Source organism: Sorangium sp. So ce302, assembly GCF_051530145.1.
In the GTDB taxonomy this organism is placed as follows: Bacteria; Myxococcota_A; Polyangia; order Polyangiales; family Polyangiaceae; genus Sorangium; species Sorangium cellulosum_B.
In genome coordinates this window covers 5377389-5401572 of the sequence record NZ_CP150326.1, presented here as the reverse complement: position 1 = coordinate 5401572, position 24184 = coordinate 5377389, and the positions used below count along the sequence as shown (strand labels likewise).

At 71.2% G+C, this 24184-nt stretch carries 18 protein-coding genes and 3 tRNA genes; 8 read left to right on the top strand and 13 right to left on the bottom strand.

The genetic code is table 11. From position 1 onward, the window contains the following. Nucleotides 1–34: 34 nt before the first annotated feature. Both WME73_RS20445 and WME73_RS20440 read right to left on the bottom strand, forming a co-directional pair. Nucleotides 35–628: a GNAT family N-acetyltransferase gene (locus WME73_RS20445; RefSeq protein ID WP_437916814.1), complete on the bottom strand. Its 594-nt coding sequence runs from the start codon at nt 626–628 to the stop codon at nt 35–37. Nucleotides 629–700: 72 nt separating this feature from the next. After that, nucleotides 701–2407 (bottom strand): hypothetical protein, encoded by a 1707-nt coding sequence (locus WME73_RS20440; protein ID WP_437916813.1) that lies wholly within the window; start codon nt 2405–2407, stop codon nt 701–703. A gap of 486 nt (nt 2408–2893) precedes the next feature. Here WME73_RS20440 and WME73_RS20435 point away from each other — a divergent pair, with 486 nt between their 5' ends. Further along, nucleotides 2894–4321 (top strand): serine/threonine protein kinase, encoded by a 1428-nt coding sequence (locus WME73_RS20435; RefSeq protein WP_437747088.1) that lies wholly within the window; start codon nt 2894–2896, stop codon nt 4319–4321. A gap of 13 nt (nt 4322–4334) precedes the next feature. On the opposite strand, the gene WME73_RS20430 is transcribed toward WME73_RS20435, so the two are convergent. The 3 genes from WME73_RS20430 to WME73_RS20420 all read right to left on the bottom strand — a co-directional run bounded on the left by WME73_RS20430 (nt 4335) and on the right by WME73_RS20420 (nt 7454). Next, on the bottom strand, nt 4335–5138 hold the full coding sequence (locus WME73_RS20430; RefSeq protein ID WP_231864919.1) for a hypothetical protein: 804 nt from the start codon (nt 5136–5138) through the stop codon (nt 4335–4337). Between the two features lie 208 nt (nt 5139–5346). Next, a complete protein-coding gene (locus WME73_RS20425) occupies nt 5347–6474 on the bottom strand; it encodes a carboxylate-amine ligase (protein WP_437747087.1) in 1128 nt (375 codons plus the stop codon). Beyond that, nucleotides 6471–7454, bottom strand: a complete 984-nt coding sequence (locus WME73_RS20420; protein ID WP_437873003.1) for an ATP-grasp domain-containing protein — start codon at nt 7452–7454, stop codon at nt 6471–6473. Before WME73_RS20420 ends, WME73_RS20425 begins: the two co-directional genes overlap by 4 nt. Before the next feature lie 382 nt (nt 7455–7836). Between WME73_RS20420 and WME73_RS20415 the strand changes: the two genes are divergently transcribed. The 3 genes from WME73_RS20415 (at nt 7837) to WME73_RS20405 (ending at nt 8275) form a co-directional block, all read left to right on the top strand. Continuing rightward, nucleotides 7837–7908: transfer RNA gene (locus WME73_RS20415), tRNA-Val, on the top strand. 45 nt (nt 7909–7953) lie between these two features. Continuing rightward, nucleotides 7954–8030: transfer RNA gene (locus WME73_RS20410), tRNA-Asp, on the top strand. 168 nt (nt 8031–8198) lie between these two features. After that, nucleotides 8199–8275, top strand: a tRNA-Asp gene (locus WME73_RS20405). A gap of 98 nt (nt 8276–8373) precedes the next feature. Here the strand turns inward: WME73_RS20405 and WME73_RS20400 are convergent. The 3 genes from WME73_RS20400 to WME73_RS20390 all read right to left on the bottom strand — a co-directional run bounded on the left by WME73_RS20400 (nt 8374) and on the right by WME73_RS20390 (nt 13311). After that, nucleotides 8374–9912, bottom strand: coding sequence for a hypothetical protein (locus tag WME73_RS20400; protein ID WP_437916812.1), 1539 nt, complete (start codon nt 9910–9912; stop codon nt 8374–8376). A 117-nt stretch (nt 9913–10029) separates the two neighbouring features. Continuing rightward, entirely contained in the window at nt 10030–11391 is a 1362-nt protein-coding gene (locus WME73_RS20395) for a sugar transferase (protein WP_437747084.1), read from the bottom strand. Nucleotides 11392–11859: 468 nt separating this feature from the next. Beyond that, complete coding sequence (locus tag WME73_RS20390; protein ID WP_437873001.1) at nt 11860–13311, bottom strand: hypothetical protein; 1452 nt, start codon at nt 13309–13311, stop codon at nt 11860–11862. 326 nt (nt 13312–13637) lie between these two features. On the opposite strand from WME73_RS20390, the gene WME73_RS20385 reads away from it, so the two are divergent. Beyond that, nucleotides 13638–14927 (top strand): glycosyltransferase family 4 protein, encoded by a 1290-nt coding sequence (locus WME73_RS20385; protein WP_437916811.1) that lies wholly within the window; start codon nt 13638–13640, stop codon nt 14925–14927. A 102-nt stretch (nt 14928–15029) separates the two neighbouring features. Here WME73_RS20385 and WME73_RS20380 read toward each other — a convergent pair whose 3' ends face one another. Next, nucleotides 15030–15638, bottom strand: a complete 609-nt coding sequence (locus WME73_RS20380) for a hypothetical protein (protein ID WP_437916810.1) — start codon at nt 15636–15638, stop codon at nt 15030–15032. Nucleotides 15639–16191: 553 nt separating this feature from the next. On the opposite strand from WME73_RS20380, the gene WME73_RS20375 reads away from it, so the two are divergent. Continuing rightward, nucleotides 16192–18720 (top strand): hypothetical protein, encoded by a 2529-nt coding sequence (locus tag WME73_RS20375; protein WP_437916809.1) that lies wholly within the window; start codon nt 16192–16194, stop codon nt 18718–18720. A 59-nt stretch (nt 18721–18779) separates the two neighbouring features. Here WME73_RS20375 and WME73_RS20370 read toward each other — a convergent pair whose 3' ends face one another. Further along, complete coding sequence (locus tag WME73_RS20370) at nt 18780–19088, bottom strand: YciI family protein (protein WP_437747079.1); 309 nt, start codon at nt 19086–19088, stop codon at nt 18780–18782. A gap of 170 nt (nt 19089–19258) precedes the next feature. Between WME73_RS20370 and WME73_RS20365 the strand changes: the two genes are divergently transcribed. Further along, nucleotides 19259–20176 (top strand): hypothetical protein, encoded by a 918-nt coding sequence (locus WME73_RS20365; protein ID WP_437747078.1) that lies wholly within the window; start codon nt 19259–19261, stop codon nt 20174–20176. Between the two features lie 163 nt (nt 20177–20339). On the opposite strand, the gene gloA is transcribed toward WME73_RS20365, so the two are convergent. Next, a complete protein-coding gene (gloA, locus tag WME73_RS20360; protein ID WP_437718537.1) occupies nt 20340–20735 on the bottom strand; it encodes a lactoylglutathione lyase in 396 nt (131 codons plus the stop codon). Nucleotides 20736–20786: 51 nt separating this feature from the next. Then, complete coding sequence (gene greB / locus WME73_RS20355; protein ID WP_437916808.1) at nt 20787–21260, bottom strand: transcription elongation factor GreB; 474 nt, start codon at nt 21258–21260, stop codon at nt 20787–20789. A 259-nt stretch (nt 21261–21519) separates the two neighbouring features. On the opposite strand from greB, the gene WME73_RS20350 reads away from it, so the two are divergent. Beyond that, complete coding sequence (locus WME73_RS20350) at nt 21520–23379, top strand: acyl-CoA dehydrogenase (protein WP_437747076.1); 1860 nt, start codon at nt 21520–21522, stop codon at nt 23377–23379. 48 nt (nt 23380–23427) lie between these two features. On the opposite strand, the gene WME73_RS20345 is transcribed toward WME73_RS20350, so the two are convergent. Continuing rightward, on the bottom strand, nt 23428–23913 hold the full coding sequence (locus WME73_RS20345) for a hypothetical protein (protein ID WP_437747075.1): 486 nt from the start codon (nt 23911–23913) through the stop codon (nt 23428–23430). Between the last annotated feature and the right edge of the window lie 271 nt (nt 23914–24184).

The following is a 24184-nucleotide window of genomic DNA, read 5'->3' as shown; positions in this document are numbered from 1 at the left end:
GACGGCCCCGAGCGAACCGTCCGCCCGGCCGGGTTCAGCTCTCGCTGCGCTCGTCGCCCTCGTCCAGCGCTTCAGGGCGTTGCGGCGGAATGGCCGCCCACAGGATGACCTCGCCGGCTCGGGCCGGCGGGCTCCCGGAGGCCTCCTGCTCGCTCCACCACGCGCGGACCTTCGCGGGCGCGCCCTCGCCGAGCGGCTCGAAGCCCTTCTTCTCGTAGAAAGCCTGGGCCCAGCTCGCCTTCTCCCTGGAGCGTACGACGATCTGATCCATGCCGAGCTCGCGCGCTCGATCCTGGAGGTCCGCGAGCAGCCGCGTCCCGATGCCGCATCGCTGGTGGTCCGGGTGCACCGAGAGCTCCTCCAGGACTGCGACCCCAGGCGCCTCGTCACGCCACGCCAGGTAGCCGGCTACCTCGTCGTCCGCTTCTGCCACGCGCACGTCGTGCCGCCGCGTCAGCGCGGCGAGATCGGCGAGCGTCCGCGCCTCGATCTCCGAGACCCCGACCCCAGCGCCAGCCTCGCGGTGCGTCGCCGTACAGGCCTGCTCCAGCGCTACGAGCGCCGGCAGCTGGGCCTCCTGCAGTCCTGTCACGCGGATCCGCTTCGGGGCTGTCCGTTCGTCATGCATCCCCCGAGGCTACCGTCGATGCGCGGGATGCCCCACTTCTTGCCGAACGTGTCCCCGCGGCGCCGCGGCAGCTCAGCTGCGCAGCTGGAGCAGCCGCGCGATCGTCTCGCCGTCCCCGGGGCTCAGCGGGACGAGGATCCCGAGCGCCGCGCCCCGTGGCGGAGCGTTCCTTCCGTCCATCGGGACGAGCCGGAGCTCCCCGGCGCTCGAGATGCCGATCACCGCGATCCGCAGCGCCGGCAGCGGCTCGATCTGCGACGCGGGAAGCCGCGGCGGAGGCGCCTGCCATTCCCCTTCGTACGGCGGATCGTTCCACGACGAGTCCTCCGACGAGCCCCCACGATCGTCCGTGAGGGCTCCCTGCGACCAGGACGCCGCCTCCTCCGCGCCCTGGCCCTGCATCGCGTCCGAGGGCTCCCCCGCCAAGGTCGGATCTCCCTGGTGATCCGCAGAGGCGATGCCAGCGTCGGCTTCATCCGGCTCGGCCTCGGTCCAGTCGGCGCGGTCGTCGGACGCGTCGCCCGCCTCCGGTGCGGCAGCGGGCGGCTTGCCGTCGCCCGCCAGCTGCTCCAGGGCGAGCATCGGCGTCTCCTCGTCCAGATCCTCGATCCGGAGCTCCATCAGCACCCGCTGCTCCTGCGGGGTCAGGGGGCGGCGCGCGGTGCCCTCATCGTCCGTGCTCGGCCAGAGCCCCGGGCGCCGCTCTGTCGCCTCCTGCGAAGAGCCCGCGCCGAGCGGGACCGCCGGCCGCCGCGCCAACGCCGCGGCCATGGCCGTCGGCGTCGGCACCGTCGCGCGCTGATCGGCCGGAGGATCTGCGTCGGCCAGCTGCTGCTCCCCGCTGGCACTCTCGCGCGCGGCGTCCGACGCGCCCTGCCCCGGCTCCTGGCCAGCGAGCGCACCCGCCGCCGGGAGCTTGACCGCTGGGACCTCCTCGGTCACCGCGGTGGTCGACGACACCCTCCCGTGGGGCGACGCCGCGAAGCCGGTGATCGCACGCGCGTTCGCCGGGACAGCGCGGCCAGGCGATCCGGCCGTCGAGGCGGCCGCGCCCGGCGGGGCGCCGGTCTTCGTCGCCGCGGCAGGGCGCGCCGGGAGCCCTGGCGCGTGGCTTGGCGTGCGCGCCGCCGGCGACAGCTGGGTCGGGGTCACCTCGCGCAGGGCCGCTGCGCTCACCGGCCCAGGGGCGCGCCCCGGCACCACCGACGCCGGCCGGCCCAGCCCCGTCGCGGGCCTGGGCACGGCGCCGTCGCGGAACGTCGCCGCCGCGGACGTGATCGGCCCTGTCGGCGCATCGCCGGCAGGCGCGCGGACCGAAGGCGCCCGCATCGCGGCGGGCGGCGCGCTCGTGCCCGCGCCGCCGCGCTCGGCTCGTCCTGCCTCCACGCCCGGCGGATGCGACGGTCGCGCCAATGCCCCCGGCGCGCTCGGCCTGGGCGGCGCCGCGCTCGCCGTCGCGGGAGGCGCGCCGGACGCCTGGGGAGGCGCGCTCGCGGCCGCATTCGGCGGCGCGCTCGCGGTCGTGGGCTGCGAGGCCGTGGCCGTATCCGCCTCGAGCGCCGCGATCTTCTGCGCCACCTCCGCGGCGGCCTTGAAGAGCTCGAGGGCGCGCAGGTCGGCGTTGGCATCCGAGGCCTGCTCCGCGGCGCGGCGCAGCCATTTCAGGGCCTCGTCGCGCTCCCCGCGCCCCCACAGCGCGGTCGCGGTCGACAGCGCCCAGTGCACGTCTTCGTTGTCTTCGTCGTGAGGCGGCGGGATCGGGCGCAAATTGGCTTCCATGAGGCCTCGTCGAGCAGGTCGCTCACCGTGTATCACGACTCCAGCGCCCGCGTCTTCAACGCGAGCTGGCGCACTTTTCGCACCTTTACGCGCACTTTTACACGCGTCTTTACACGCAACGAATCATTCCCTTTCGCCGCACGCGGTTCCCGTCGGTTCCCGTCGGTTCCCATCGGTTCGCATCCGTTCCGATCTCCTCGCGCGCCGCATCGATCGCCCCGGCCGCGCTCGCCGCGCCCTCTCTTCGGGCTGCGCTCGCCTACCCTCCGCAGCGATGCGTCCCTCCGAAGCGCCTTCGCCCCCGAGCTTGAGGTCCGTATACGCTTCGTGGCACCCTGGCTTTGCGGGACCTCCTTCGTGACGTGCAGGCGCGATGGCGCTGCGTCGCTCCGGCAGACGTCGAGGCTACGGGCCTCCACGAACGTAACGGTGGCACTCGAGCCCTACCCCTCCAAACTCCGCCTCCCCATCTAGTAGGACCACCGCGTGCAGATCCTGTCGGACCTCAAGCCTGGAGACACGCTGGGCCGCTACGAGCTCCTCATGCCGGTCGCCCGTGGAGGGATGGCGGCCGTCTGGGCGGCGCGCCTCGTGGGATCCCGCGGCTTCCAGAAGATCGTCGCCATCAAGACGATGCTGCCGGAGTTCGGCGACGACCCGGCCTTCGAGGCGATGTTCCTCGACGAGGCGCGCCTCGCGTCCCGCATCCGGCACCCCCACGCGGTCGAGATCGTCGAGCTCGGCGACGAGAACGGCGTGCTCTACATCGTCATGGAGTGGGTCGACGGCGACACGATCGCCTCGCTGAACAAGCAGGTGAAATCGACCGGCGGCGTCCCCCTGCCGATCCTCCTGCGCATCGCCTCGAGCATCTGCGCCGGCCTGCACGCCGCGCACGAGCTGCGCGACGACGAGGGCAGGCTCGTCGACCTCGTGCACCGCGACATCTCCCCGCAGAACGTGATGGTGTCGTTCGACGGCATCGTGAAGATCGTCGACTTCGGCGTCGCCAAGGCCACGGGCCGCCTGCACGAGACGCACGTCGCCGGCCAGCTCAAGGGCAAGATCCCGTACCTCTCGCCGGAGCAGCTCACGTCGGGCAAGGTCGATCGGCGCGCCGACATCTTCTCGCTCGGGGTCCTCCTCTACACGACCCTCAGCGGCTACCACCCGTTCCGCGGCAAGACGGACGCGAAGACGATGGAGAACATCATTCGCTTCGCCCCCGTCCCCATCCGCGAGCTCGTGCCGGACGTCCCCTTCGATCTCGCGCTGGCGATCGAGCGCGCGCTGGCCAAGGATCCGGCGGACCGCTGGAGCGATTGCGCGTCGTTCCAGCGAACGCTCGACCAGATCGCGATCTCTCTCGGCGCCTCGGTCACGGACGGCGACGTCGGTCGCTTCGTCCGCGAGACGCTCGGGGACGCCGTGACCGAGCGCCGGAAGAAGCTCGCGACGGCGATCCAGCTCGCGGACAGCCGCTTGTCGTCGCGGGGGGAGCTCCGCTCCACGTCCGGGCGGCGAGGCGAGCCGCGCAGCAGCAAGCGGCCGCCCGCCGGGAACACGCCGCTGCCGGCCACGTTCGCCGGCATCCTCCCCGTCTCTCTCGACGAGCCGCCGCCCAAGTCCTCCTTCCCGCCGCCCTCCAGCCGCAAGCTGCCGGTCAAGTCCGCGCCTCCGGCCCTGATGACGCCGGCGCCCCGCCGACGGCGGCGGTGGCCCCGCCGCATCTTCCTGGCCTTGGTCGTGGTCCTGCTGCTCGTCTCGGGGGCGGCGCTCGCCGCCCGCGCGGGCCTCCTGCCCGTGCCCGGCGAGGTCCATGACGCCCTTCGCGATGTGCGCGCGCTCCTTCGCGGCGCGCGCGAGCTGCTCCGCGGCGTCCTCGAGCGGCTGAGCGCGCTTCTCGCGGACTAGCTCCGCGCGGCCGTCACTTGATGCCGGCGGACGGCTCCGGCAGGCAGACGCCGAGCGCGCAGAGCAGCAGGTTGACGTCGCCTGCGGCGCAGTACACCTGCCGCGCGCAGTAGTCGTCGTAACCGCAGAGCTGATGGCAGGACGCCTCGTTCCCGAGCGCCCCGGTGAACGTCATGCAGGACCAGCCGCTCGACAGCCAGAGCCCCTCGGGCCGCTTCGTGTCGAAGAGGCACGCGTCGGCGCGGGTCTCCGGGTCGAACACCTCCGCGGTGCAGGCGTCGCCTCCGGACAGCTTGCCCCGCGCGGCGGACATCGTGTTGAGCAGGTAGGTCACGTCGCACGCCTGATCCGAGGCCGAGTCCCGCGCGATCCGGGCGCGCAGCTCGTCCTTCCTCGCCGCGTAGGAGCGGACCGCGCGGATCGCGCCCGTGACCTGGTTGTTCCCGCCATCGGGCTTCGTCCCTTCGGCGAGCGCCGCCAGCACCTTCTCGACCAGCTGCTCCGTCTCCGGATCGGCGCCCGCGGAGCCGTCCTTCGCGTAGCCGAGCCGGATGGTCGAGGGCGGCGTGCGCGACGTGCACGGCTTCGCGTGCGCCCAGAGCTCCTCGCTCACGATGGGCGGCCGCTTCGTGAGCGGCTGCTTGCAGACGCCCACCGATCCGGGAGGCAGCGAGCCGGAGGCCCGCGGCGTCGGCTGCCCGGGACCTTCGTTGACGTACTCGGTCGACGCGCAACCCGCGGCGCCCGCGGTGACGGACAGCGCGAGCAGCCAGCCCACCGAGAGAGCTGCGACGCAGCGATGCGGAGCGTTTCCCACGGCCGCACGGTAGCAGAGCCGGAGCGCGAGCAGAAATTCTCGCACGGAGGCGCGCCTCGGCCGGCGGCCGCCTCTCGATGCACCCCGCCGCCCCGCCGCCCCTGCCCCGCCGAGCGCCTCCGCGGGAGCCGCCCGCGCGCCGGGAGGAGGGCTGCTCCCGGCGCGCGGCCTCCCCACGGCGGCCTCCGCCGCCGGGCAGCTCGGGGCCTCACAGGCCGAGGCTCGACTGCTCGATCAGGTCGTCGACCACGGCGTGGAAGCTCTTCGTCCGGGCGTAGACCGCGAGCTGGCGATCCGCGCTCGTCCCTTCGTGGAGGATCCTCCGGACCCGCTCGAGCTCGCCCTGCGATCCGAAGATCTCCGCCGACTCCTGCACGAACTCGAGGAGCTCGTCGACGAGGTGGCGGACGGGGACCTGCTCCTGCTTCCCGAAGTCGATGAGCTGCCCGTCGAGGCCGTAGCGCACGGCGCGCCACTTGTTCTCCTCGATGAGCTCCTGCCGGTACTCGCGGAACCCGAGGTTGCGCCGGTAGAGGAGGTAGAGCTTGCCCATGACGGCCTGGACGAGCGCGGCCAGCGCCACGGTGTCGTCGAGGCGCGTGGTCATGTCGCAGATCCTCACCTCGACCGTGTCGAAGAACGGGTGCGGGCGGACGTCCCACCAGATCTTCTTCGCGTTGTCGATGCAGCCCGTCTTCACGAGCAGATCGACGAAGCGCTGGAAGTGGCCGTACGACTCGAAGAGCCCCGGGATCCCGGTGCGCGGGAAGCGCTTGAAGATCTCGCTGCGCGTGCTCTTCAGCCCCGAGGGGCGGCCGAGCCAGAACGGCGAGCTCGTGGAGAGCGCGAGGATGTGCGGCAGGAAGTAGCGGACCTGGTTCGCGAGGGCCATCGCCACCTCGCGGTCCTTGACGCCGACGTGGACGTGCAGCCCGAAGATGAGGTTGGCGCGGGCGACGTCCTGCAGGTCCTCCACGATGCACCGGTAGCGCTCGCCGTCGGTGATGTCCTGCTTCTTCCAGTCGCTGAACGGGTGCGTCCCGGCCGCGACGATCCGCATCCCCCCTCGCCGCGCGAGCGCGTTCAGGCTGCCGCGCAGCTCGGCGAGCTCTCCCCTCGCCTGCCGGATGTCCCGGCAGACGCCGGTGCCCGTCTCCACGACCGACTGATGCATCTCCGGGCGGGCCCGGCCGCGCAGCAGCTCGTGGCCCTGCCCCCCCTCGAGCAGCTGGCTCACGTACGACCGCAGCTCGCGCGTCTCCGCGTCGACGATCTGGAACTCCTCCTCGATGCCCAGCGTGAACTGGCCGTCGAGGAGCCCCTCGACGGCGGTCACGACGAGGCCCCGAGCCGAACCTTGCCCACGGAGGGCCGGACGAGCCTCGACCACGCGTAGCCGTCCCTCGTCCGCCGGTCGCCCCTCGAGCACTCCACGGCGAACGCGACCATCCAGTCGACGGCGATGTTGAAGTACCGCTCCCGCAGGTGCTCGATGTGCATGTCCGGCGCCGGGTTCGTGAAATCGATCGCGTACGGGACGCCGTCGCGGATCGCGAACTCGATCGAGTTCATGTCGTAGCCGAGCGCCTTGTTGATCTTGATCGCGTCCTCGATGACGCGGTCGTGCAGCGCCTTCGGGAGCCATCGCTCGTTCTCGTGCTGCACGTAGCAGCCGCGGAGCCCCGTGGGGCCGATCGCCCTGGGGTCGTACTGGATCGGGAGGATGCGATCCTTCCCGACGCAGATGCAGCGGACGTAGTCGTCGAAGTCGATGAACTCCTGCAGGGTCATGACGTTCTGCCCCGAGGCGTTGTAGGCGGCGAGCAGCTCCTCCTGGCTCCGCACCACCGACACGTCCTTCCACCCGCCGCCGTCCGCGGGCTTGAGGATGGCCGGGAAGCGCACGTAGTCGATGATCGCCTCCCAGTTGAGCGGATACTCGAGGTTGCGGAGGCTGCGCTCCTTGACGATCGCCGGGATGTAGTCGCGCTGGGGCAGCATGACGGTGCGCGGCGTCGCGATGCCGATCTGCGACGCCAGCGAGTAGCCGAAGAACTTGTCGTCCGCGCTCCACCAGAACGGGTCGTTGATCACGAACGCCCCGCCGAGCGCGGCGGCCTTCAAGTAGAAGCGGTAGTGCTTCACCTCCTGGCTGATCCGGTCGATGAGCACCCGGTACGGGCTCTCGAACCGCTCGGGCGTCCCGCCGAGCTTCGCGATCTCCGCCCGGATGCCCGGCACCTTGTTGCACCTCTCGAGGAAGGCCTGAGGGAACGACTGTTCCCAGCCGACGAGGATGCCGATCTTCTCCGCCATACGTTGCTTGCTCCTCCACTACGCGTACACGCGGCTGGCGCCGCTGACGCACAGCGTAGCGCGGACACATGGGAAATTTACGCTGTAAGTGTGTCGATGAGTCAGGTTGTCACACGGTCCAACAGCTCTGTTCGCACGGCCGCCCGGCGCGTTCGTGACAGCGCTTGCAATCGCAGCAAACGAGCGACGCGAGGCGCGGACGCGGACGCGGATCGCGAGGGTGGCGGCGGGACCGGTGCGGGCGCGTGTGGCGGCGCGGCACGCGGCGAAAGCCACGGAGATCGAAGGGCAGGCGCGGGCTCGATCAGCCAGGGACGGAGGCCGCGAGAAATAAATCTTGACGGACTCCGTTCGGCGAGTACAGTCGCGCACCTCTCCGACGGGGCGGGTAGCTCAGCGGCAGAGCGTCGGCCTTACAAGCCGATGGTCGCAGGTTCGACCCCTGTCCCGCCCACTTCCTGGGTCTAGGGGCCTGGGTGATCTGTAGTGATGTCAGTCTGGGGTGGTAGTTAAGTTGGTTATAACGCCGGCCTGTCACGCCGGAGGCCGCGGGTTCGAGTCCCGTCCACCCCGCCAGCTTTCTTCCCTGTCACATCTGAGTCGATGCTCGCCTGAGCCTCCCTCGGTTGGCTTGCATCGCTCGGTGCAGGCCAGGCGAGGAGGTCTGGCTCATGGCGAGCTTGCTCATGGGAAGCAAAGCCGAGCTGGCTCGGCGCTCGCCGAGCGGTCGTATCCCTGACGTCTGGGGTGGTAGTTAAGTTGGTTATAACGCCGGCCTGTCACGCCGGAGGCCGCGGGTTCGAGTCCCGTCCACCCCGCCAACGCTTCTTGAATCTCCGCCGCGCCGCCGTTCGCCGTCGCACTTCTGACAGGCCGGGCGCTTCGGGCGTGGCGCGCGCGGCGCGCACGGCATTGCGCCTCAGTCGTCGCGCTGCGAGAGCGTGAGCAGCGCCTTGACCTTCGCGTACGAGATGTAGGGGTTGTCCTCGGCGCCCCCGAGATCGTCGGCGTCCTCGCCCGCGCCCTGGGCCCGCACCGGGATCCAGAGATAATCCGGGTGGAGCTCCTTGCCGTTGACCCCGTTCACGATCGAGGGGTTCTTGATCCACTCGCCGCCCAGGATGGTGAGGTTCTCGTCGAGCTCGAGCACGTAGTGCAGCTCCGACACGGAGAGCGGCACGGTGCGCTGCTCGGGCGGCGTGAGCAGCGTCTCGCCGGTGACCGAATCGGAGATCATCCAGAAGCGCGCGGCGACGCGGACGAAGCGCGTCGCGCCCGGGTTGAACCTGTAATTGTAGCAGTCGGCGCCCGCATACGCGCCGCCGCACAGGAGCCGCGCGGCCTGCCGGACGTCCACCTCCTCGATGACATCGATCGAGAACTGCTTGACGGGGAAGCTCCACACCTCGACGTCCCAGGTGTGGTCGACGACGAACATGAGCTTCTGTCGCTGGGTCGAGTCGCCGTGGAGCGGCTTTGCTCCGACCCCGAGCAGCCCGGTCATGGCCACGTGCATCGTGGCCGGGTTCAGGTCGCGGCAGGCGGGGTCGATGGGCCTGCCGTAGACGTCGCGCATCGTCCGATCCGCCCGCGTCTCGCAGCGACGTCCCGAGAAGGTCACCGAGTCGCTGAAGTAGAGCTCGCTCATCAGCGCCTCGATGTCCGCCATGCGGAACAGGACGCAGCCGGTCTCCGCCGCGGCGCACTCGGTCACCTTCGCGCCGGAGAGCTTCACCCGGACGTCGCGGCGCGGCCCGGCCCCCTCGGCGGCGACGTAGGCCGACCACCCGTTGCAGTGCCCCCACCAGTACTCCGGGTAGACACCCTGGTAGAGCCCGTGATGCTGTAGCTCCCAGCGCGTGGCCGGGCCGGCCACGACCACCGTCGGCTGGATATACGGAGGATTGCGCAGGTAGGGAGGCCTCCTGAGGTCGTCCATGCTCCACGAGGCGATGGCCCCGAGCGTCTCCATCTGCCCCGAGTGGAACAGGACATCGTATTTCTCGACGGGAGAGATGTTGTCCGGGTCGGAGATCCGGTCGGAGTAGTTCTTGTTGGTCGAGTTCCAGCGATCGGCGATGCCGTTCTGCCGCTGCGGCCACCAGTTCGAGGCGAACGCGGTCGACTGCGCCTCGCCTTCCCGGAGCGTCGAGTTGAGCTGGAGCAGGGAGCCCCGGAGCTCGGGGTGCAGGTGCGAGGGCAGGTTGGCGCCGTCGAGCGCCTCGCGGCCGCCGGCTCGCGGGATGAGGAGCTGGTGCGCGCCGCCGAGGATCTGGCCGGTCTCGGGTGAGAAGCCGAGCACATACGGCAGCTCTCCGCCTTCCATGAAGCGGAAGGCCGAGACATTCAGGCTGCTCGCCGCGACGGCGACGCTCTCTCCCGGCGCCGGGTCGAGCTCCGCGCAGCCCTGGACCAGAAGCACCGAGCTCACGACGCTCGCCCTCATCCACGTCTTCATCGCCGAACCCCCCGGAGACCGACGACCGCCGATCTCTCGCGCGTGCTCTGCAGAGGGCGCGCCACCGAGCCCGGCGGTAAAGAGCGCAGCCATTGCACGGAGCGGCGGCCGGACGATTCACCGTGCGCCGATGCGCCAGAGCACGACCTTCACGGTGTCGATGAGGATGGAGATATCGAACCAGAGCGAGAAGCTCTTCATATAATAGAGATCATACTGGAGCTTCTCCAGCGCGTCCTCGGCGGACGCGCCGTAACGGCAGCGCACCTGTGCGTGCCCCGTCACTCCCGGCTTCACGAAGAGCCGCTGCCGGAAGAAGGGGATTTGCTTCTCCAGGGCGTCGATGAACTCGGGGCGCTCGGGCCGCGGCCCCACCATGCTCATCTCGCCGACGAGCACATTCCAGAGCTGCGGCAGCTCGTCGAGCCGCGTCTTCCGGATGAAGCGCCCGACGCGGGTCACGCGCGGATCGTTCTCCGTCGCCCACGCCGCCCCGTCCTTCTCGGCGTCGGTCCTCATCGAGCGGAACTTGTGGATCCTGAACGGCTTCCCGAGAGCGCCTGTCCGGATCTGCGAATAGAGCGCCGGCCCCCTGGAGTCGAGCTTCACCAGGGCGGCCGTGAGCGCCATCAGCGGCAGCGCGAGGACGAGCCCGACGGTCGCGCACGCGACGTCGAAGATCCGCTTCGCGATCAGCGTCCGCCGCCGCACGCTGAACCCGTGAGAGAAGATGATCTGGCTCGGCCTCAGCTCGCGCACGCAGATCTTGCCGGTCACCCGCTCGTAGAAATCCATGCCCTCCTCGATCTCGACGCCGCGGAGCTTCAGATCGAGCAACTCTTCCAGCGGGAAGGCGGCGCGGCGATCGGACGTCGCCACGATCACCGCCGCGACGCCGCGCTGCTCGACGAGGCGGCGGAGGTCACGGTACCTCCCCGCGATCTCGGCCTCGTCGATCGGCTCCTCGTCTCTGACGAGCCGGCCGGCGAGGCGCAGCCCGAGGACCTGTCCATCCTTCCGGATGAGGGCCGCGCACGAGCGGGCGAGCTCGCCTGAGCCCAGCACGACCGCGCGCTTGGAGAAGCTCTCGCTCCTCATCACCCGATCACACGCCGCGCGCCACGCGGGGAGCACGAGCGCCGCCGCGCCGAGCGACGTCAGGAGCACCCGGTCGCTGATCTGCGCGTCCGGCACGAGCCAGAACGCGAGCCACAGCACAGCCGCCGCCAGGCCGAGCGCCCGGAACGTCGTCAGGACCAGCGCCCGTGCCCTGGGAGGCTCGGGCCCGTACAGGCCGTGATAGTAGAGCGACGTCAGCGCCACCAACGAGATGCTCGCTGTCCGTCCGAAGCGCTCCCCATCGAGCGTATGCTCCCAGCCCACGATCACGCCCGGCGCGCAGCACACCAGGAGCGAGAGCAGGCTGGCCTCGACAAACCACACCATGGCCCGGCGCGGCGACCGGAACAGCTCCAGCATCTTCCCTCCACTCGTCGGCCCCGGGCGGTCGCACATCACGGCGCGTCGCCTCTGACGGGGCACCTACGGTTGTAGTTGAACCTACACTAGAGCAGACCGGGGCAGACTGCCAGATGCCTCCGACGAATCTCATTTCATGACGGCGGACTGAGCCGCCGTGCGCGAGGTCGGGCGCGGCGAAATTGGCGCTTTCGCGGCCGGGTCGCGCCGATGACGTGCGGGCTGTCGTGGGGAGTCGCGGCGCGAGAACGCCGTCGACGGATTGCCTACGTCGAGTCCTTAGCGTCCCGTGGACCGAGGCTGAGCCGCCGCGCGCCACGCGCCACGCGCCGCGCGCCACGCGCCACGCGCCACGCCAGGCGTGCGCCGCCCGGTGCACGGTCGTCTCGCGGCTCTCCGGCGGCTGAGCCGTCGCGCGGGTGGGCGCGCCGCTCCCTGCGGGGGGAGCGATTGGCGTGTCGAGGGGGCTTATCGCGCGTCGCGCGTCGCGCGCGGGCCGGCTTGCGCGGCGCGCGCGGGTGGGGCCTCGCCGGAGGTGTCGCCGCCGTCGTCGGGCTCGCGGCCTGGCTCGGGCGCCTGCCAGCGGCCGGAGGGCATCCCCTGGATCATCGCGCCGCGGCGCTCGTCGTCCCAAGCGCCGTCGGGATCGCGGCGGAGCGTCCGGTGTCGATCCGTCGATAGCGTCCCCGAGATCCCGGCGCTGACGATGCTCCTCAGCGAGCCGCCGGCCTCGCCTGCGTTCGGCGCTGGATCGAGCGCGGCGCGCGTGTACTCCAGATCGACGCCGCCGCTCAGCGCGAGCCCGCGCCAGAGGGGATAGGAGATCTCCGCGCCCGCGAGCGCCGTGGTCGTGGACACCGACCCCTCCCTGGAGGGCGCCGCCGCGCCGGGGGTGAGGTGGAGCGGGGGATTGGCGGCGACGGGGGCGCTGCCGGTCGAGAAGCGGGCGACCCCGGTCACGATGAGGTCGCGGGTCGCGCCGCCCCGGGCGGGCCGAAAGCTCGCTTCGAGGGACGCCTCGTGCTCGTGTCCGAATCCGATCCTCGGCCCGAGCGACGTGTAGGCATAGGCGTAACCCGCCGTCAGCCGATAGCGCTCCTCCACGTAGGTGAGCCCGATCCGCGCCGCCGGCGAGAGCACCGCGTCGCGCGACGACAGCACGGGCGGCGGGCTCGCGACGGTCACGCCGCCGGCGACGCGCGTCGAGAGGTTCCGCGTGAGCTCGTGAGACTCGGAGAGGAGCGCGGCGCCGGCGTGGACGCGGGCCGCGCCGCGCGTGAGATCGGTGTCGAGCAGCGCGTGATGGTACTGGGTGACCTCGTACCGGAGCTCGGGTGTCAGCGTGTCCAGCGCGCCGAGGTCGAACGAGGTGCTCACCTCGGCGCGCCCCGTGTGCGCGTCGATCCCGACCGCGGCAGGGTCGTCGGCCGAGAGCGCGCCCGCCTGCTCGTAGCCGACGCCGACGCGCACCGAGGAGCGCCGCGACGCCGTGATGGAGAGGGCCGGCGCGGCGGAGAGCGTGTATTGCAGGCGATCGCCGGACAGGAACGGATCGCGCGCGGCGAGCGCGTCGTCGGCGCGCACGCCGAGGCGGGTCGCGAGGTAGCCGGCCGCGGCCATGGAGAGATCCGCGAGCGGCGAGAGCGCCCAGCCCGCTCCCCCGCCGAGCCGCGCCGAGGCGCTGTCGGAGGGCGTGAGTCGAGCCGGGTCGAGCGAGACCTGAAATACCCGCTCGTAGCTTCCATCGACGCTCAGTCCATAACGAGACACCTCGCCCCGGAGAGACCCCTCGAGCGAGCCCACGACGCCAGCCATCAGCGCTCCCGAGCCCACGTCCCCGACGTTCGACGCCACGCTCTGCTCCAGCGCCGCCCGCGCCGTCACGTCGGAGTCCCACATCGGCAAGACGAACGAGAACACGCGCCCCCTCGCTGTCGAGCGGCAAGCCCCGCGGCACGGAGCGACCCGAATCGGCCGCCCTCCCCTCCCCGGCAGCACGCCCGGCGCCCGGAGCGTCCCACGTTCGATGATGTTTGCAACATTACAAATCTGGCCTCGGCGTGCGCGTGCTACGGCGTGCCGCGCGAGGGGCTGCGCAGCGCCGCCGGGGACGCTCCGGAGAGCGGGCCAGGCCGTGCAAGGCGTGCGCTCGCGGTGTGGACGTGCGCCGACAGGGCAGGACGTACCCCGGAGTCCATCGCTGCCCCGCTGAGGGCGGACCCATCGAATGTAACAAATATTACATCATGAAGTCGGGTGTGAACGTGGGCATGAAGGAGGCGGGCTGGCCGAGGCCGCTGCGCGTCCTCTGGGTGACGCGCATCTTTCCGAACCGGGTTGAGCCGCTGTCGTGCGCGTTCCAGCGGCAGCAGCTCGCGGCGCTGTCGCGCCTGTGCGCGGTGGAGGTGCTCGCGGCGATCCCGTACCACCCGGGCGTATCGCTCCTGGGCGATCGCACACGCCCGGGCCGGCTGGTGGCGGTGCCCGCGCGCGACGAGATCGACGGCGTCCCCGTGGTCCACGCGCGCGCGCCGTACCTCCCCGGGGCGGGCCGGGTGCTGGCGCCCGTGAACGCGCCGCTCTACCTGGCGGGGCTCCTGCCGTACGTCCCGCGACTGCGGGGGCGGTTCGACGTCGTGCTGGGGGCGTGGCTCTACCCCGACGCCTGCGCCGCGGCGCTGCTCGCCCGGATGCTCGGCCTCCCTTATGCGGTGAAGGCCCACGGCACGGACGTGAACGTCGTGGCGCGCTGGCGATCGGTGCGGCCGCTCGTCGGCAGCGCGCTCCGGTCCGCCGCATGCGCCATCGGCGTGAGCCGGCCGATGGTCGAGGCGCTCGTGGCCCTCGGCGCGCCGAAGGAGCGCGCGGTCCTCGTCCGCAACGGGGTCGACCGCGCGCTCTTCCGCCCTGCCGACCGGCGCGCTGCCCGGCGCGAGCTCGGGCTCCCGGCGCGCGGGCGCATCGTCACCTTCGTCGGGCACGTCAGCCGGGAGAAAGGGATCCACGAGCTGCTGCACGCGTTCGAGGCGCTCGGCAGGGACGGCCACGACGGAAGCGAGCCTGTCCATCTCGTGATCGTCGGCGACGGTCCGGAGCGGGCTGCGGTCGAGCAGGCCGCCGCGCGGCGCTTTCGCGAGCCCGCAGATCTGGGCGAGGGGCGCGGGCGAATCATCGCGGTCGGGGCAAGGCCGCTCTCCGCGGTTGCCCGCCACCTCGCCGCGACGGATCTTCTGGCGCTTCCGAGCTGGGCGGAAGGAACGCCGAACGTGGTGCTCGAGGCGCTCGCGGCTGCGCGGCCTGTGGTGGCCACGCGCGTCGGGGGCATCCCGGATGTGGTGACGCCGGGGCGCACCGGGCTTCTCGTCCCGTCGCGCGATGCCGGGGCGCTCGGCCGGGCGCTCCGCGAGGCGCTCGCGCGAACCTGGGACGAGGACGCGTTCGCCGAGGCGGCGCCCCCGTCGTGGGAGGAGAGCGCCGAGGCGCTGCAGCGGCTGCTCGCGCGGGCGGCGTTCGGGGACGACGGGCGGGCCGCCTAGTTCCATGTCAGAAATCCCGCCGGGGATTGCTGACATGGAACTGGCGCGGCCGCGAAGCGGACGCAGGGGTTCGGGGCGAAGCCCCGAGGAACCAGCGGCGGATCACCAGTAGATCGACCAGGTGCACCGCGGCGCCCCGCGGTGCCTGCAGGCCGTATGCTCGACCGAGCTGCGCTTGCTGCCCAGGAGCGCGAGGCCCGCCTCGACCCAGCCCAAGATGGCATGGCCGCACATGTAGAGCGGCAGGCCGCCGCCCGAGAGCGTGGCCCTCCCCGCGGCGTCGCTGGTGGCCGTCACGCTGAAGTCGCCGTACTTGAAGTAGGTCTTGTACATGAGGCCGAAGCGCTTGAAGAGCACCGACGGCGAGCCCACCACCGCCATCGTCTTGTAGGTCGTCGTCAGGTCCTTCCGGGCGATCTCCGCGCCGAAGAAGCGCATCTTCTCCATCCTGCCGCCGAAGAGCCCGTGCAGGAGCGCGCAGTCGATCTCGAGGAGCGGCGCCATGTCGTGCCAGGCCAGAGGCATCGGCGGATCGTCGAGGTAGCGGGCCGCCTGCGGCGAGAGCTGACGGCTCAGATCCGCCACGGCCCGATCGCCATAGCTCTGCCGCAGGGCCTCGGCGCGGGAGCCGATCAGGGTGCCCTTCACGAGATTCCCCTCGCGCAGGACCCGAGGATCGCCAAGGAACTGGGAGGAGTCTGGCGTCGGCATGCTGCAGAGCGCTCCTATCTTCGCCGAGTATAGCGACAGATCCGCGCGGAGGTGCGGCGGATTCGCGTCATGTGTCCTCGAGCCTCGAGGCGCGTGTCCTCCGACGTTCCGACGTTCCGAGGTGTCCGAGTCTTCCGGGGCCGCGGAGGGGCGCGGAGGCGAGGGCTCACTCCGCTCGGCATTTCGATTGCGCTCGCTATTTCTACGTCGCCGCCGTCCTGCCCCGCGAAGCGCGAGCGCCAGCTCCGCCGCGATGGCGTCGCCTTACCAGGTGAATGGTACGCAGTATTACCACCTGCGCGACGTGCATGGCGCCGTCCTCCGACGGTCGAGCACAGGGATGATGCGCGCGTCTCCGCCCGAGGGTTGATGAGGTCGCCACGCGCGAGCCGCTCGGCGGCGCCGTCGATGTTGGCCATGTGACACGGACGCACACTGCTCATTCCTCGTGACGCGCGACGCGCACGAAAATACTCGGCACGACGCGTGCTGTTCAGCGTGGGTCAACGCTGGCCGGCGCGGCTGTTCGCGCCCAGCGATACCGAGAACCAGCATGCGACCGATTCACCACATCCTCACCGCCGCGGTGCTCTCCCTGGGCCTTGTCGGGGCGCCGGGGCGCGCCGCCGCGCAGCCTGTCACCGGTCACCCGCGACTCTGGCTCACGAACGAACACCTCCCAAGGCTGCGCGGGTGGGCCGCGGACAGCCGAAACCGCATGTACAGGGAGGCCATGTTGCCCGCGCTCCGGGGTGCGATCGCAGCTTACGAAGGCCGGTTCTACCCGAATGGGCGGCCGAACCCGACGTGGCCGGACGGCGGCACCAACGCCTACGAGCAGTATCCGACCGAGGCGTATGCCGAGTTTTTCGCATTCATGTCGCTCATCGATGCCGACGTCGCGGCCCGCCCCACCCACGCCGTCAGGGCGCGCAATCTCTTGATGGTCGCCATCGAGGAGGCGAGCAAGGGGAGAGCCGACGGCCAGCCCTTCCGCCGCCCGGGGTTCGCGACCGGCGATCGCTCGCGCTGGTGGGGTGAAGGGTTCCCGCTGACGGTCGATTGGATCTATAACGCGACCGACAGCGGCGGCCGCCCGGTGCTCTCCGCCGGCGACAAGGCCAAGATACGGCAGGTCTTTCTCAGGTGGATTGACGACAACCTCCACGCCTCGACGGCGGGCAACGAGCACCCCCACCCCGTCGGCGTCATGAACGATCCGGCGCTGCTCCGCGATCCGCTCCAGCTCAGGTGGGCTGCGAACAACTACTATCTCGGCCATCTGCGCCAGGTCACGCTGATGTCGCTCTCGATGGACGACGCGGACGACCCTCCGCTCGATCCGAGCGCGCCGGCGGGGACGCTCGGCAACACGCTGCGCAGCTATCGCGCGGACGCGACGGGCGCGTGGCTCTACCAGGCCTTTGCCATCTTCGAGGCCTCCGAGACCGCGGCCAAGCAGCTCGGGGTCCCGTCCGACGGGCTCGGCGTGGCCAGCGGCGGCCTGCCCGTGGAGGGCTTTCTCTACGGCGGCGGCGTCGCGACCCTCCACCACGCGCTGCTCGGGCTCTACACGGCCGGCTACGGCACCCAGGCCCAGTCAGGACCTCAGATCGGGCTGCTGCGCAGCGGATACTGGGACCGCTTCACGGACGGGTTCCTGCACTCGATCGCGCCGGGCCCGGTCACGTACCCGTCGAGGCGCGACCTCGGGCCGGTCTACGAGATGGCGAACTACGGCGACACGCTGCAGGTCTGGGTCGAGCCGCGCTTCGCGGAGCTGTTCGGCTCGCTGGGCGTCTACGACCAGCTCACGGGCAACACCGCGCGCTTGCAGAGATCGCGCTGGATCGTGGCCAACACGATCGCGGGCGGCGCGCCCGAGCTCTACGCGCGCACGTCCAAGATCTGGGGCTCACCCGCCCCGAGCCGGGCGATCCTGAGCTTCATGCTCTTCGACCCGGCCGCGCCGCTCCCGGCGGATCCTCGCCCGGCGATGCCCACCGCCTTCTTCGAGCGGGCGCAGGGACGCGGCTCCCTCCGCGCGCGATCGGACTGGACGGCGGGCGCGACGTGGTTCACCTGGCGGTGCGGCTGGGTCACCATCAACCACCAGATCGGCGATTGCAATCAGATCGAGCTCTACCGGAAGGGAGAGTGGCTGACGAAGGAGCACACGAGTTACTCGAACAACCTGATCGGGGCCACGACCGACTACCACAACACCCTCTCCCTGCAGAACGACAAGCCGTCGAATATCCGCTGGTACGAGAAGGAGATCGTCGCGCGAGGCGGCCAGTGGCGCGAGGGGCGCGCCGCCGGCGATCCGAGCACGCGCATGACCCGCGGCGCCGGCTACGTGTTCGCCGAGGGGATAGCGACGGATCTGTACAACACCCGCGAGAACGTCTGGGTGCCCACGGACGCCGCCCGCGACATGGTCCATGCGAGCCGGTCGGTCGTCTGGCTGCAGCCGGATCACGTGGTCGTCTACGACCGCGCGACGTCCCGCACCGCCGGCCGGTTCAAGCGGTTCAACCTGATGACCACCTCGGCGCCGCGGATCGCCGGCCGGACGGCCAGCGCCGTGACCCCGCGGGGGCAGACGCTGTTCATCCAGAGCCTCTTGCCGCGGAGCGCCCGCATGGCGGCCGTGCCGATCGAGAACGTCGACAAGCCGGCGGCGATGGAGCCGACGACCCACCGCCTCGTCGTGGAGGATCCGACCGCCCCGACGGACGTCCGCTTCCTGCACGTGCTGCAAGGCGCGGACGCGGGCGCGGCGATGGATGCGGCGACGCGGATCGACAGCGCGCAGGGCTCCGGCTTCGACGGCGCGCTCGTGGCGGGCACGGTCGTCCTCTTCCGCTCGGATCTGCGCTCGGAACCGCGACCGAGCTCGGGGCCGCTGTCCTATCAGGTGCCTCGCGCGACGCGCAGGCACGTGATCACCGGTCTCCTGCCGAAGGGCGGCTACGACGTGGCCGTCGTCTCCCGGGAGCCGGAGCTCGCGATGCGCATCACGCCGGGCGGGCGCTACACGACGGACGACTCGGGCGTGCTCTCGTTCGACACGCCGTAGCGCGCGGCGCGGTCGGCGGCGCGGACGGCGCCGGTGCGATGAACGGCGCGGCGCTCCCGTCAGGGCTTCGGGGCGAACACCCTGTCGAGCTCCTCCTTTCCGAACACCGGCGCCCAGGGCAGGAGCTCGTACTGCGCCAGCCCCTTCGCCGTGAAGGGATCGCCGTCCCGGATCCGATCCAGCGTCGCCGCGGCCGCCTCGTCGGGCACCCGGAGCAGGAGCGCCCCGCCGTAGCGGGGATCGAGCGGCCCTGACACGAGCAGCAGTCCCTGCTCGATGAGCCCCTTCAGGTAGGCGCGGTGGGCGTCGACGGCCGGGAGCACCTCGTCGAGCGGTCGCCTGTAACGAATGATCGCAATCGCGTACATGATGTCGTGAGTCCTCGCGCCGCAATCTACCAGAGCACAGCGCGCCCGGCCGGAGAGTCTGTTCGCGCCAGGGCGCCCTCCGGCCGAGCCTCCGGCGGCAATCGCGCGGTCCCCCTTTCCCTTCGCGCTTCTGTCTGGCAGTGTGCGCGCCCTCCGCTGGAGACACCTGTATGGCGAGACCCCCGAAAGCAGCACCTGCTCCCGTTCTCCCGTCCTCGCCGGCCGCCGCGCTCGCTGCGTACGGCCGCGTTGAGCCGAAGCTCCTCGAGCTCGGCCCCGACGATCTCGTGACCGTCTACGTCGAGGTCCCCAGGGCCGTGAGCTCCGTGCTCTCCGCCCTGCCCCACCTGCGCGAGCTCCGCGACGAGATCGTCCGGGATCTCCCGAACCATCCGATCGCGATGCTGGACGAGCTCGAGGACTTCGCCCTCGCGGCCTGGTACGCCGATCTTCTCTACAGCACGCCCGCGAGCGAGCTCGACGCGAAGAAGCTCACCGAAGAGGCCGGCACGCTGCGCGAGGCGCTCCTCGTCGCCGCCGAGGCGCTCGGTCACAGGAACCTCCTCGACAAGCAGCGCGTCGCCGACATCCGCAAGGGCAAGGGGCACGCGGATCTCGCGAGCGATCTCATCGCCCTGGCCGAGCTCTTCCGCGGCTCCTGGGACAAGGTCCGCGCGAAGACGGCGGTCGAGGACGAGGAGCTCGAGCGCGCCGCGGATCTCGGCGTGCGCCTCCTCGCCGCGCTCGCCGCGAAGCCCGGCAAGGGCTCGTCCGCGGCGCCGAAGATCACCGACGCCGGCGATCGCCGCGCCCGCGCGATCTCGCTGGTCGCGAAGGCGTACGAGGAGTGCCGCCGCGCCGTCGCGTACCTGCGCTGGCACGAGGGCGGCGACGGCGACCTCGCCCCGTCGCTGCTGCAGAAGCCGCGCGGCCGGCGCCCGAACGCCGAGAAGGCCGCGGCGGCCGCGAGCAGCGCCTCGTCCGAGGCGCCGGCCAAGGCGCCCGACGAGGAGGCGTCCGCGGCAGAGGGCGGCGAGCTCTCGTCCCCCGAGCCGGCGAACGACGCCGCGCCGGTCGTGGGCGCCTGATCAGCCGCGCCTCGCGGGCTTGAAGCGAGCGCGGAGGCGAGCGAGTAGGCGAGCGCGTAGCAGAGACGAGGCGCGGGCAGCGCGGAGGCTCCTCTGGGCCTCCGGCCGCTCCGCGCCCTCACCTGCCTCGACGCGCCTCGCCGGCCTCGAGTCCCGGCTCCGGCTACCGGCTCCGGCTCGACTCCTCGATGAGCTCGACCTTGTAGCCGTCCGGATCCTCGACGAACGCGATCACGGTCTTGCCGTGCTTCATCGGGCCCGGCTCGCGCGTGATCTTCCCGCCCGCCGCCCGGATGCGGTCGCAGGCCCCGCGGATGTCGTCGACCCCGAGCGCGATGTGCCCGTACGCCGTGCCGAGCTCGTATTTGTCCACGCCCCAGTTGTGCGTGAGCTCGAGCTCGGCGTGCTCGGGGTTCTTCCCGTAGCCGAGGAAGCAGAGCGTGAACTTGCCCTCCGGGTAGTCCTGCCGCGACAGGAGCTGCATCCCGAGCACGTCCCTGTAGAAGCCGATCGAGCGCTCGAGATCGCCGACCCGGAGCATCGTGTGCAAGATCCTCATGCCGATTCCGTCTCCTTCTCTGGTTCTCTGGCCCTGGCGCCTGCGCGGCGCTCAGCCGTAACGCACCGAGATGAGCTCCATCTCCGCCTCGCCCGCCGGGCGGCGCACCGTGATCACGTCCCCCGCCCGCTTGCCGAGGAGCGACCGGCCGACCGGAGAGCGCCAGCTGATGCGTCCTGCCGCGCTGTCGATCTCGTCCTCGCCCACGATCTGGTACGTGTGGCGCGCGCCGTCCTCGCCCTCGATCTCGACCGTCGCGCCGAAGAAGACCTTGTCGCCGCGCTGCTCGGACGGATCGACCACGACGGCCTTCTCCAGCCGCTTGGTCAGGTAGTGCATCCGCCGGTCGATCTCGCGCAGCTTCTTCTTGCCGTAGATGTACTCGGCGTTCTCGGAGCGGTCGCCCTGCGCCGCCGCGTCGGCGACCTCCTGGACGATGCGAGGCCGCTCCACGGAGCGGAGCCGCGCGAGCTCTTCGGACAGCCTCCTGGCCCCGCTGGGCGTGATGTAAGCCGGGTCGGACATGGTCGATCGCGAGCGAGCCTACGCCGCGCCGCTCGCCAGTTCAACGCCGTGGATCCCGGCGCGGGAGCCCCGCCGACGACCCGCCTCGGATGCCCCGATCTCCACGGATCTCCACGAGATTCTTCACGTGTTGCGGACGGATGTTGACGCGCCGCGGCGACATGCTAGGCGAATGCAGAACTGTGCCGCAGCTGCGCGGAAGACCGGGAAGGGAACCGGCTGCCAGCGCCTCCCTGCCGCGGCAACGAGGAGGTCTCCCATGTCGAACGCTCAAACCCACCAGAACCGCTACAAGGCCGACCTCCGCGAGATCCGCTTCCTCCTCTTCGAGCAATTCCGCCTGGACGAGCTGCTCGGCAGCGCGCCCTACGACGCGTGGGGGCGCGACGAGGTCGGGATGGTCGTCGACGAGGCATACAAGTTCGCGTGCGATGTCTTCGGCCCGCTCAACGCGGTCGGCGATCGGGTCGGCTGTCGCATCGAGGAGGGGCAGGTCAAGACCCCGCCGGGGTTCAAGGACGCGTGGGACAAGCTGTATGAGGCCGGGTGGAAGTCGGTCTCGGTCTCGCCCACCTACGACGGTCAGGGCGGTCCCTTCACGCTCTACACGGTGGTGGAGGAGTTCCTCTGCGGCGCGAACGCGGCGCTCAACATGTACCCCGGGCTGACGTACGGCGCGGCCGAGGTGATCGAGCACTTCGGGACGCCGAGGCAGCGCGACCTCTTCTTGAAGCGGATGTACGGCGGGCAGTGGAGCGGGACGATGTGCCTGACCGAGCCCCAGGCCGGGTCGGACGTCGGCTCGTCGCGGACGAGCGCGGTGAAGCAGAAGGACGGCAAGTACCTCATCCGCGGCACGAAGATCTTCATCTCCGGCGGCGATCAGGACCTCACCGAGAACGTGGTGCACCTCGTGCTCGCCCGCGTCGAGGGCGCGCCCCCCGGCACGAAGGGGCTCAGCCTCTTCGTCGTGCCCAAGGTCCGGGTGAACGACGACGGCTCGCTCGGCGCGCCGAACGACGTCGTCGTCGGCAACATCGAGCACAAGATGGGCATCAACGGGTCGTCGACGTGCGTGCTCAACTTCGGCGAGAGCGACGCCTGCCTCGGGGAGCTCGTCGGCACCGTCGAGCACCAGGGCATGCCGCAGATGTTCCGGATGATGAACGGCGCGCGCATCTCCGTGGGCCTGCAGGGCGTGTCGGTCGCGTCCTCGGCGTACCTGAACGCGCTCGAGTACGCGAAGGATCGCAAGCAGGGCTCGTCGATCCTCCAGTGGAAGGACGCGACGGCGCCGCGCGTGCCGGTCATCGATCACCCGGACGTGCGGCGGATGCTGCTCGACATGAAGAGCCGCGTGGAGGGCATCCGCGCGCTCATCATCAAGCTCGCGCGCCACCAGGACGCGGTCGCCGTCTACCAGGGCAAGGACGACCGCGCGGCCGCCTACAACCAGGGCCAGGTCGACCTGCTCGTGCCGCTCGTGAAGGCCTACTCGTCCGACCAGGCGTTCCGCGTCTGCGAGACGGCGATCCAGACCTTCGGCGGCGCCGGGTACACGAAGGATTACCCGGTCGAGCAGTACTGCCGCGACGCGAAGGTCTTCTCGATCTACGAGGGCACGAACCACATCCAGGCGATGGACCTCGTCGGGCGGAAGCTCGGCCAGGGCGGCGGGGTCAACCTGCAGGCCTTCCTGAACGACGTGGCCGAGTTCGTGAAGGCCAACGAGAAGCACCCCGTCCTCGCCGCGAGCATCAAGGAGCTCCGCGAGGCGCACGAGGCCGTCGCCGGCACCGCGATGCGGCTGCTCTCGTGGTTCCAGATGGGCAAGATGCCGATGGTGCCGCTCGCGGCGAACCGCTTCCTCGAAATGATGAGCGAGCTCGCGATCGGCTGGCTCCTGCTCGACGGCGCGGTCATCGCGCTCAAGGCGATGGAGGGCCTCCCGGCCGGCGACGCCGGCGCGAAGGACCGCGCCTTCTACGAGGGCAAGAAGCACGCTGCCCTCTACTTCGCGGCCAACGTGCTGCCGCACGCGAAGTTCTCGGCCGAGATCCTCGGGCGCGAGGACTCGTCCGCGCTCGACATCCCGGCCGACGCGTTCGCGACCGTCTGACCTCCCTCCCCGCGCCGGCCCCGCCTCCGGGCGGGGCGCGGCGCGGGCTCACGCGGGGACCGTGAGCCGCTCCGCCAGGTCCCGGACGGGCACGGGCATCGTCGGGTCGCGCGAGACGGCCATGATCTCGGCGCGGAGCGCGCGGACCTCCGTCAACCGGAGCCACGAGAGCGCGAGCCGCGTCATGCTCGGCAAGCCTCTCGCGAGCACCGCGCGGACGACGTCGGCCGCGGGGAACGAGAAGGCCACCTCCTCGGGGGGCAGGCCCGCGGCCTTCGCCGCCGCCTCGATGCTCCCGTCGAAGTCGTCCCGCTTCGTTTCCAGCACCTCGAAGAAGGCCCGCTCGCGCTCCGGCGCGATGGCCTGAGCCGCCCCGCCGCCTTCGGGCGCGAAGACCCAGGCGCCCGAGCCGTCCAGTCCCACCCGGGCGCCGGACTCCAGCGTGACGAGCGGCAGGAAGCGACCGCCTTCGATCGGCTCGCCGCCGCCGGCCTCGATCAGCTCGCGCACGAGATCCCCCAGGTTCGCGCTCATGGGCCGATGTTCGCACGGAATACCCGGCGATGGGCAACTGGGGGCAACGGGAGGCAACTGAGCCGACACGCCGCGCGCCGGCAGGCGCGGGGCGGCCACGCGCTCACGCGCGCCGCGGCCCTCGTCTCCTCCCCGCCCGGGTGACCCCTCCCCCGCCCGGGCGACGCCCGCGCCCGCCAACGAGCGCGCGCGTGGCGGGGCAGGCGTGGCGATCGCGCCGGGCGGCACGCGCAGGTCGCTTTGCTTGGAAAACGCGCAGGGCTGACCGGAA